This window comes from Marinobacterium profundum (genome assembly GCF_001528745.1).
Classification (GTDB): domain Bacteria; phylum Pseudomonadota; class Gammaproteobacteria; order Pseudomonadales; family Balneatricaceae; genus Marinobacterium_A; species Marinobacterium_A profundum.
This window is the reverse complement of the sequence record NZ_BCNS01000003.1, coordinates 1-9,540: the sequence shown is the minus strand read 5'-3', so window position 1 is coordinate 9,540 and position 9,540 is coordinate 1. Positions and strand designations below refer to the sequence as shown.

Annotated in this window: 9 protein-coding genes; 8 read left to right on the top strand and 1 reads right to left on the bottom strand. The window is 50.7% G+C overall.

Annotation, left to right across the window (positions count from 1 at the left end; genetic code table 11):
• From MPRO_RS24920 to MPRO_RS25620, 3 genes are all read left to right on the top strand, one after another.
• On the top strand, positions 1–215 hold a 215-nt coding region (locus MPRO_RS24920), incomplete at its 5' end, for a transposase (protein ID WP_173645486.1).
• Positions 216–523: 308 nt separating this feature from the next.
• Positions 524–835 carry a hypothetical protein gene (locus MPRO_RS00795; RefSeq protein WP_067285923.1) on the top strand — a complete coding sequence of 104 codons (312 nt, stop codon included), beginning with the start codon at positions 524–526 and terminating at the stop codon, positions 833–835.
• A 191-nt stretch (positions 836–1,026) separates the two neighbouring features.
• Positions 1,027–1,416, top strand: coding sequence for a cadherin repeat domain-containing protein (locus tag MPRO_RS25620; protein WP_158651708.1), 390 nt, complete (start codon positions 1,027–1,029; stop codon positions 1,414–1,416).
• Between the two features lie 1,990 nt (positions 1,417–3,406).
• On the opposite strand, the gene MPRO_RS00790 is transcribed toward MPRO_RS25620, so the two are convergent.
• Positions 3,407–4,714 (bottom strand): DEAD/DEAH box helicase, encoded by a 1,308-nt coding sequence (locus MPRO_RS00790; protein WP_067285921.1) that lies wholly within the window; start codon positions 4,712–4,714, stop codon positions 3,407–3,409.
• Between the two features lie 216 nt (positions 4,715–4,930).
• Between MPRO_RS00790 and MPRO_RS00785 the strand changes: the two genes are divergently transcribed.
• The 5 genes from MPRO_RS00785 (at position 4,931) to MPRO_RS25615 (ending at position 9,333) form a co-directional block, all read left to right on the top strand.
• Complete coding sequence (locus MPRO_RS00785; protein ID WP_067285919.1) at positions 4,931–5,290, top strand: hypothetical protein; 360 nt, start codon at positions 4,931–4,933, stop codon at positions 5,288–5,290.
• 297 nt (positions 5,291–5,587) lie between these two features.
• Positions 5,588–6,175, top strand: coding sequence for a CBS domain-containing protein (locus tag MPRO_RS00780; RefSeq protein ID WP_067285917.1), 588 nt, complete (start codon positions 5,588–5,590; stop codon positions 6,173–6,175).
• A gap of 76 nt (positions 6,176–6,251) precedes the next feature.
• Positions 6,252–7,772, top strand: a complete 1,521-nt coding sequence (locus MPRO_RS00775; RefSeq protein WP_067285915.1) for a glutamate-cysteine ligase family protein — start codon at positions 6,252–6,254, stop codon at positions 7,770–7,772.
• Complete coding sequence (locus MPRO_RS00770) at positions 7,772–8,815, top strand: M14 family metallopeptidase (protein ID WP_067285913.1); 1,044 nt, start codon at positions 7,772–7,774, stop codon at positions 8,813–8,815. Before MPRO_RS00775 ends, MPRO_RS00770 begins: the two co-directional genes overlap by 1 nt.
• Positions 8,816–8,913: 98 nt before the next feature.
• A complete protein-coding gene (locus MPRO_RS25615) occupies positions 8,914–9,333 on the top strand; it encodes a hypothetical protein (protein WP_158651707.1) in 420 nt (139 codons plus the stop codon).
• The last annotated feature ends 207 nt before the right edge of the window (positions 9,334–9,540 follow it).

Below are 9,540 nucleotides of genomic sequence, written 5' to 3'. Positions count from 1 at the left end.
ACCTGGAAGTGTTCTTTTTGCCAGCGTACTCACCTGAACTGAACCCGGATGAATACTTGAACTGCGACCTGAAAAACATGGTGCACAGTGGTCCGGCGGTCCGCTCGATTGAAGACCTGAAGAAACGCACTCGATCATGCATGCTCACATTGCAACGTCGGCCAGAACGAGTAAAAACATATTTCCGGGCAGGACACATTCTGTATGCAGCATGAGCGATGTATTTATCCACCGGGTTAATAGCTACGACAAATACGGTATACCATCACCTCATGCAGAAGAGTGTGGATCAGGTTATATTGCACGAACGACCTTCAATTCTTCAGCAGGGGTAGGTGTCGGTCCATTTGAGCTTGTAGCGAATGCTACTGTTGCAACAGGTAATGTGGTAACTCATTGAGAAGGAGGGGGGAGGATATACTTCCGTTTCTGATCCAGTGTCGCTCAACAAAGGAGCGGCAGGGGCTATATTTGGAATTTCGGTAGCGGTTTAGGTTGGAAGCTATACTAACTGGTAGGTTCTATGAAAAAGCTACTAATTGTACTGTCTGTATCCGCCCTGTTTATGGAGTTGTTATCTCAAATTTTTTATAGGTCTGATCCAATAGTATCTAATATTGAAGAATGGGCTGTTAAACAAGAAGAAGTAATATCTAATATCGGTATGAATATAGTTTTTGATACTAGAGGTAAGACTACTGTAAATTCCTCTCGAACGAGACCTGAATATAGAATATATAAATTTTCTATTGGTGGGTCTAAAGGGGAGGGTTTTTTGGTGGTCGAGGTGTTCGGCGAGGATAATATGGTAATTAAAAGTCTTATTGTTGATTGAAATGATAATAAAAGTAAAGGCTTTGTAATCATCTGGCTGACTTTCCCAAACCAATCGTATCGTTGATACTTAACCATCGAATAAAAGCCTGGAACTACAAATGCTAGGTATGATGATGACTTGGGGGAAAAGACTGAAGAGTTTATAGAGTTCGATATTTTCTACTGGGGGCGTGGACTTGCAGTATATCGATGTCGGTGAGAGTATTGATATTTTTCGCTCATATTGGACTGCTTGTCACAGGTTGTGGTGGCGAGCAGTATTCCTTTCAGAAATTTGTTTATCCTGAGAAATATAAGCCACATGAGTCTGGTTGGATATATGAAGTAACAGTAACGGTGTCTACTAGAGATCACGGTAGCATGCTTCGAAAAGGTAATAAGAATGTAAAAATTGAATTAGTAGACTTAAATGATAATGGTTTACTTATAGATAAGTATAGGTTTAACTCTGCAGGAATTAAATCTATACTAAAGTGGGCGTCAGATAAGATATTTTCTATTTCACTTTTTGAGTATGGTATCTTGGAGGTTGGTAGCGAAACTTCAAATAAAATTTATTCTAAAGGGGCGGGGTTATAAAGATTATTCGCTATTCTTATAACAGTGAGACAGAATGATTTTAATGAACTACATATAAAAAAAAGGTGTGAAGGTATTTTGGAACTCAGCATACGGCTATGATGTAAGGAAGGCCATTGATTTACCTTGAGGTATTCGGTCTATTATCTCAAAAAGGAAAAGCCATGATAGAATATAATTTTTGGTTCTTTATATTGGCGGCCTTAATTTTTTTTGGTATATCATTGCCTATACTTATTCGTGCTTCTCGTAGAGAGAATAAAAGTATTGTAAATATTATTGTTGGGCTGGAACGTGTTAGTTTTACATGGGGTGAACGTTTTTTAATATTTTTGTCAATGGTGTTATCCTTTTCTATTACATATATTTCTAATTACTTATAAATATGTTTTATTGTTAATACTTACTCGAGGCTAAAATTTATCTTTAAGGTAAAATGCTATTGGTGATTATTGGTCCAGCGGATAAATACACGAAGAATTTCAATTTTTATCATTGATCTAAGGCCAATTAGAACGCAATAAAAGACAGTAAACTCATGCGCTTTCGCTAATTTTTATGGTGTGACGGATCAATAGGAAGAGATCCTATTTATTCGTGGTTTAAAAGTGAGATTAAAATTATTTCATATAATCAATTAATATTCCGAGTGGCTGGTTATTATAATATGGCATCACTCACTGGCTTCGGTGTCAGGTTTTATGTTTTATCTCATATTTTTGGGGAGGGGCAAGATCTTAGTCCATAAGTTATTTTTCGTAAAGGTGATTTTTTATGAGATTTGTTAAAGAAAACTTTAATAATATGCCAATGCTACTAAAAGGATTGTTACTAGTTGGTTTGTTGGCGCCTTTATTGTCGGTTTTGTCAGTTTATACTGACTTTATCGACTCAGAATATCCGATCTATATCGAGAATGTTGCTCTTAATAGTTATGGGAAGTTCGGCGTAATACTCTGTTCAATGCCTATTTTTTTTGCGTCATGCGCGATGATTTTTAGATATAATATGTCACGTTGGGGTTATATTTTTGGCTGGATTATAGTTTGTTCCTCCCCATTACTACTATCGTCAGTTCGAAGTAGTATAAGCCTATTTTTCATTGAGTTTTCATTCTATGTGGCGATTGATGTTTGTATTTGGCTTTATCTATTTCGAAATAAAAGTGTTGATTCCTATTTTGCGTGTTAATTTATTTATCAATTGCCGGGGATAGTGTTTTTCATCCTTATTTATCTGACTAAAATGTCCGGATTTATAATTGGCTATGACTATATCTTCATCGGATTTTGATAATTGTGGTTTCCCAGAAGAATACATATTTTGGATTATAGTCATATAGTTTTTATTTGCAGCCTCTTTCGCGTTATTACATGGTTGTGTGAAAGAAGATAAAAAATAATTATATTTTTCCTCGTCATATTTTTAATAATAAAGGATTAGATATGGATGGGATAGTTCCAATAATTTATATTGGCTTATGCTTAGCCGTTTTTATGTCTTCTGTTTTTTTTATTTATTCTCTATGGCTTTTGTGCAAATCGAAGGTTAATTCAGATTGTACCGAGGTTGCTAGCAGAGTTTTAAAAACAAATGCATTATTAGTGAGCGCGGTTTTATTAATTACGTTTATTTTTAAAGAAACTATCATTGGATACAGTTTTTTGATTTATATAGTGCCAATTATTTTTTGTATTGTTTTGTTGGTATTTGTTTTTCAGGGGAGATTGTAATGGTGGTGTTTTGCGTGTAAAAGAGACACTAAAAAATACCGAAAATAAAAATTGTTTGTGCCAGTAACTATTTAGTCGGAAAACGGTTGTAGGCCCTTTTCTTTATCCGGGAATTAAATTTATTCTCTGGTTTATGATCCGTCACCTATATAATCGGGCGCACCTGGGAATCTGTGCGTGCTGAATTATATGGGGTTTGCTTCATGCCAGTAATTTTGACGCGTCCCTGCGTCTTGTAGTGGTGCACTGCGCCAATATTACTTCTTGCGTTTTTTGGACACTGACAGCAAGGACGGCCGCACCGCACGGGTGTCGGTGTCGTCGACTTCGGGCATGGGTGCCGGGGCGGCTTTAACCGGTACCGGTTTCATCTTGGCGCGCAGGCGTGAGTTTTTCGAGGCGCGAAGGCTGTGGTTATCGTCGGCGGCATTGCTGCCCTGGTAGGGCACAGGCTTGATTGACAGCGGGCGACCGATCAGGGCTTCGATGGCGACCAGGTAGCGCTTTTCATCCGGGGATACCAGGGATATGGCCTGACCCTTGCCGCCGGCACGTCCGGTACGGCCAATGCGGTGCACATAGGCTTCCGGCATGTTGGGCAGGTCGTAATTGACCACCCGTGGCAGTGAGTCGATATCCAGGCCGCGGGCGGCCACGTCTGTGGCGACCAGAATGCGGACCTTGCCCTGGCTGAAGTCGCGCAGTACGCCGACGCGTTCGCGCTGTGGCTTGTCGCCATGCAGTGCGCGGGCATCAATACCCTCGGCCTGCAGGTAGTCGGCCACCATGTCGGCACGTTTCTTGGTGCGGGTGAACACTAGCGCCTGAGTCCATGTCCCGCCCTGAATCAGGTAGCTGAGCACGTCGCACTTGTCGGACTGATCCACCGCATAGGCGAACTGCAGTACAGTTTTGGCGGTGGAGTTGCGCTTGGTGACCCGCACCCAGGTGGGCTTTTGCAGAAACTCTGGTACCAGCTCTTCGATGGCCTCGGACAGGGTGGCCGAGAACAGCAGGGTCTGACAGTTGCGGGGTATTTTTTTGCGCAGCTGGCGAATATCTTCAATAAAGCCCAGATCCAGCATGCGGTCGGCTTCGTCCAGCACCAGCATTTGCAGCTGGCGAAGATCGAAGATGCCCTGGTGCATCAGATCCAGCAATCGACCCGGTGTTGCCACCAGTATATCGGCGCCGCGCTTCAGCCGGTCGATCTGACTTTCCACCCGGCTGCCGCCATAGAGCGCAATGGTGCGCAGGCTCAGGTAACGGCCATAGGCATCCATGCTTTCGGCAACCTGCAGCGCCAGTTCCCGCGTGGGAACCAGCACCAGAGCGCGTATCGGGCGAATCTCATCAGAGGCAGACTCGGCCCCGAGGTGCTGCAGTATGGGCAGGGCGAAGGCGGCGGTTTTGCCGGTACCGGTCTGGGCTTCGGCCACCAGGTCGGCACCGTTCAGAATGGCGGGTATTGCCTGGGTCTGCACGGCGGTGGGGCTGCGGTATTCCAGCTCCGCCAGTGCCTGCTGCAGGGGGTCAATAAGGCCGAGGGCGTTAAACGTACTCATAGTTACCTGTGAGCCGCCAGCGCGACCCGGTTCGAATTGCAAAAAAGAAGCGTAGCTTAACCGAATCGGCCGCTAACAGCGACTATGGTGCAGCGTGGCTGCGTGTAGCTAAAAGAGCTCAGGCAGCATTTTTGTTACCGCAAACATTGACCGGAACTTGCGGCAGGGATAGTGTCGAAGGCTGTACCTGTCACCGTTTGGGATACTGAACAACTGATGCACACCTGCTTGCCGGATCGACCGTCAACCGACAGTCGCCGCTGTACCACTTTGCTACACCTGACTTTCCTGTTGCTGCTCGCAGGCTTTGTGGCGCTGTGGCCAAAATCGCCGGTCACAGACGCAGTTTCAGTCGCCAGTTTGCAGGCAATGGAAATCGCGGACAGCCGGGCAGATGCCGATGGCCCGCGGCTGGACAGCGGCAATAGTGCCAGTGACGATGACCCTGGCCCTGCAGTACCTTTTTCAACGCATGCCACAACCGCGTTGCAGTATTCCCCCGTTGGCCCGATTCTGGGCTGGCAACCTGCCCCCTGTACCTTTGAACATGCCCGAGCACCGCCTGCCGTAGCCTGATCCCTGAACCTGAGTATTTTTACTTTCCGTTTAATGATTACTCTGGCTAGGAGGTTGCCCGCTAATACTGGCCGTAGCGAGAGCTGGCTGATTTGAACTGATTTTTGCGGTGTTTTAAGACGAATAGTGGTTCTATTTAACACTTGGAACGCAGTGTAAAGAACCGCTTTAGCGGGGTCGCAGACCGAGGAGTTTGCGACGAGTAAAAAACAGCACAAAAAGCAGCCAAACTCAGGTGGTTCGCAGTAGGTTGAGTATTTTCGGGCAGGCTCCTGGTACCAGAGGGAGGCTATTGCCATGCGTACTTACCGTGAACTCAAAACCCTGTCCCTGCGTGATTACAGCCATCTGTCTACGCCCGATGGCGAGACCCTGAGCCTGGATAGCCCGGCGAGCAGTATTATGACCAGCTTTGAGTCGACGCGCCCGCTGGCGCTGGAGCTTAATGTGGGTATCAACGATGCGCTGATGATGATGAAAAAAGCCCACGTGCGCTCGGTCATAGTGATGGATGATAGCGAGAAATTCCGCGGCATTATCAGTCTGATGGATCTGGAGAGCCGCAAGGTGCTGAGCATTGCCCAGAGCCAGGGACTAAGGCGCGACGAGCTGAGCATTGCCGATGTAATGACGCCGAGCGCGAAACTGGCCGGGCTGTCGATTCAGCAGGTCAGCAGCTGCTGTATCGGTGACGTGCTAAGGACTCTGCAGGATGTTGGATCCCAGCACATGCTGGTCGTGCGGCCCGAAGATCAACAGATCTGCGGCATCATCTCCGCCAGTGATATCGCCCGCAAGCTGCATATTCCGGTCGACATCACCGAGCGTGCGACCAGCTTTAGGGAAATCGTCGATGTTATCTATGGTAACCGCGGCGCGGCCTGAGGCGAAGCGCACCCAGACTGGAGTCTAAGCGCTTCGCTGTCTACGCTTTAGGGATGCCCTAAAGTACAGGACGGTCATGGGACTCGAGATCGACAAGTCCAGCTTCACGCCGCAGGAGTTCAGCGGTTTCTACCAGCGCCTGGGGAGCAATCTGCAGGCGCTGAAGGCGTTGCTGCAAAGGCCCGGTTTTGGCGAAGGCCCGGGATCTCTGGGCGCTGAGCTTGAGCTCTGCATTGTCGATCACAATGGCCATCCGTTACTGGTTAACAGCGAAATTCAAAATGCCAGGGCCGATCCTCAGCTGACGCTGGAACTCAACCGCTACAACCTGGAATACAACCTCACACCGGTGCCCATTCAGGGCACGCCTTTTTCTGGTATCGAAGCCGAAATACGCACCGCTGTGGCGGCGCTGGAGCAATCAGCGCTGGCCCACGGGGGCCATATTCTGGCAATAGGTATTCTGCCGACGCTGCGCCGTCGTGATTTTGGCCCCCATGTCATGACGGATCAGTGCCGCTATCGGGCGCTGACGGATGGCTTGAGTCGCATTCGCGGTGAACGCATTCAGGTGCGCATCAATGGCGACGAACCTATCTCGCTAAGGGCTCGTGATGTGACGCTCGAAGGTGCCAATACTTCCTTGCAGCTGCACTACCGCGTGCGGCCGGCGGATTTTTCCGATACCTACAATGCCATGCAACTGGCAACCCCTGTGGTGCTGGCGCTCGCCGGGAACTCTCCTTTTCTGCTGGGGCATCGCTTGTGGCATGAAACGCGGATCCCGCTGTTCAAACATGCCATCGATGGCGCCGGCAGCAATGGGCCAGGCGGTAATGGGCACAGCAGCAATGGGAACTGCAGCCGCAGGGCCTCCCGGGTGAATCTGGGTACCGGATGGGTGCGCGACGGAGCCTACGAGCTGTTTGCCGAATCGGCGCTGCTGCATGACGCGCTCCTGCCGGTGTGTCAGGAGGTTGAGGATGATATGGCCAGGGTGCAAAACGGAGGTCTGCCAAAGCTGCATGAGTTACGCCTGCATCAGGGCACGATCTGGCCCTGGAACAGGGTTATTTATGACGACAGCTGTGGCGGCCATCTGCGCATCGAGATGCGTGCCTTGCCGGCAGGCCCCACGGCCTGCGACATGATGGCCAATGCCGCCTTTCTGATTGGGCTGGCGGAGGGGCTGAGGGGCGATATTGCCGAGCTAATGCCAGGGTTGCCCTTTGCCATGCTGGAGCACAATTTCTACCGCAGCGCCGAGATGGGTATCAGGGCGAAGCTGCTGTGGCCGTCGTCCTGTAAGCGCAGGCTGGAAGAAGTATCGGCAACCCGGCTGGCGCATGAGCTTTTGCCACTGGCTGCACAGGGCTTGAAACGCATCGGCATAGATGCGGCGGAAAGCGGGCACTATCTCGGCATTATTGAACAACGACTTGAGCGTGGCTGTACGGGGGCGACCTGGCAACTTTTCCAGGTGGAGCGCCTGAACCGCCGGCTTAGCCGGCACCGCGCGTTGAAGACCATGCTTGAGGGCTACCGTGTGCGTGCCGATCTTAACCAGCCTGTTGCACAATGGACGGACATGCACTGATGCCAGACGACAGCATTACAATTCTGCGTGACCCCACCCCTGCGGACATTGCCCGCACGCCAGAGGAGTTCCTGCGTCAGCTTGATGGGCCCACCCTGATTATTGTGCAGGGGCGTGACCCGAGCCGTTGCCGGGCGCTGAGTACGCTGCTGCACGGCAATGAGCCCTCGGGGCTTAAAGCCATCCACGGTTGGCTGCGCAATGGCGAGCAGCCTGCTGTCACCTTGCTGTGTTTTATTCTGTCGGTGTCGGCGGCGCTGGAGGCGCCACTGTTTTCCTGGCGCCAGTTGCCGGGCGAGCGCGATCTGAATCGCTGCTTTTTCCCGCCCTTCGATGGCAATCCCGGCCAGCTTGCCGAGCAGACCCTGGCGCTGCTGGACCAATACAGGCCCGAGTGCCTGATTGATATTCACAACACCTCCGGCATGAACCCACCCTTTGGCGTGGTGACCCACGAGGATCCGGCCCATGAAGCCCTGGTGGCGCTCTTTACTCGGCGCCTGATCATTACCGATATCCGCCTTGGCGCCCTGATGGAAATCAGCCGCCCGGACTTTCCGGTGGCAACCATCGAGTGCGGCGGCAACCGGGATCCGGCGGCGGATCGGCTGGCAGTAGACGGAATCTGGCGTTTTTTGCAGGCAGAGCATGTGCCGCAGCTGCCGCCTGAAGGTTTGCATATGGATCTGTACCACCATCCGGTGCGGTTGGAGCTGGCGCCTGATACCAAGCTGACCTTTGCCGACGAGCCGGATCCTGCGGCGGACATTACAGTGCCGCGCCACCTGGAGCGCTATAACTTTGGTCTGGTCGAGAGCGGCACCTTCCTGTTCTGGCTCGGGCCGCGGGCACGCAGCCAGATGCGCCTGCGTGATGCCGCCGGCGCCGATGTACTGCCAGAGTTTTTCGATGTGCAGGGGCAGCGGCTTTATGCCGCCCAGCCGCTGAAACTTTTTATGGTGACCAGCAACCCACTGATTGCCTGTAGTGACTGCCTGCTCTACGCCGCCCCTGAAACCGGTCATAGCGTCATAGATGCCTGAACAGCTGAATCAGGGCTTAAGTCCGGTTGAAAATTGATCGCGCAACTCGTACCGCTGGCAAGGGTCTTAGAGGTAACTGCGAATACGGGAGTTGTGCCATGAAGATCAGATTATTGAGCGCAGGGGTGCTGGCATTGAGTCTGATTGCCAGCCCGTCCCGGGCGGATGTGGATGTAGGCATCTTCTTTAGTGGCGCCGCCATTCACGGTAACGGTTTTAGCCTGTACCTCGGCGGGCCCTACAGCTATGCGCCCTATGGCTACATACCTGGACGCTCGCGGCATTATGTACCGCATCGGCACTATACTCCGCCGAGGCACCATTACCGTCCACGCCACTACGACCGTTCCCCTGGCTATTGGAGGCACGACTATCGAGGGCATGGGGACGGGCGGCGTCGGTTTGAGCACGGTCGTTCGTCCCATCGCAGTGGCGGAGACTACCGCCAAGCCCGCTCTGGTGCCTGGCGAGATGGCAATCGGCAGTTTTTCCGGTCGGGGGACGGCCGTCGTCACTGAGTTTCGAGCGGCAAAAAAAGTCTTGCTTGTTGGCTAGCAGCCTGTCGGACTTACCACTGACCTACTGCGGAAAAGCCGCCTCTTTTTGGTAAAGAGGGGGCATTTTTGTATGCTCTTTGAGAGAACCACTATTCACAAGCTACATCCCTGTAGCTTGCCCGGTGGGCAGCTTACGCTGTGTAAATCGGCTATCCTGCCGATTTATCG

What these genes read in the sequence shown, in the direction of transcription:
- MPRO_RS25620 (WP_158651708.1), top strand. Translation starts at nt 1,027, where the DNA reads ATGTCGGTGAGAGTATTGATATTTTTCGCTCATATTGGACTGCTTGTC.
- MPRO_RS00795 (WP_067285923.1), top strand. Translation starts at nt 524, where the DNA reads ATGAAAAAGCTACTAATTGTACTGTCTGTATCCGCCCTGTTTATGGAG.
- MPRO_RS00775 (WP_067285915.1), top strand. Translation starts at nt 6,252, where the DNA reads ATGGGACTCGAGATCGACAAGTCCAGCTTCACGCCGCAGGAGTTCAGC.
- MPRO_RS25615 (WP_158651707.1), top strand. Translation starts at nt 8,914, where the DNA reads ATGAAGATCAGATTATTGAGCGCAGGGGTGCTGGCATTGAGTCTGATT.
- MPRO_RS00785 (WP_067285919.1), top strand. Translation starts at nt 4,931, where the DNA reads ATGCACACCTGCTTGCCGGATCGACCGTCAACCGACAGTCGCCGCTGT.
- MPRO_RS00790 (WP_067285921.1), bottom strand. Translation starts at nt 4,714, where the DNA reads ATGAGTACGTTTAACGCCCTCGGCCTTATTGACCCCCTGCAGCAGGCA.
- MPRO_RS00770 (WP_067285913.1), top strand. Translation starts at nt 7,772, where the DNA reads ATGCCAGACGACAGCATTACAATTCTGCGTGACCCCACCCCTGCGGAC.
- MPRO_RS00780 (WP_067285917.1), top strand. Translation starts at nt 5,588, where the DNA reads ATGCGTACTTACCGTGAACTCAAAACCCTGTCCCTGCGTGATTACAGC.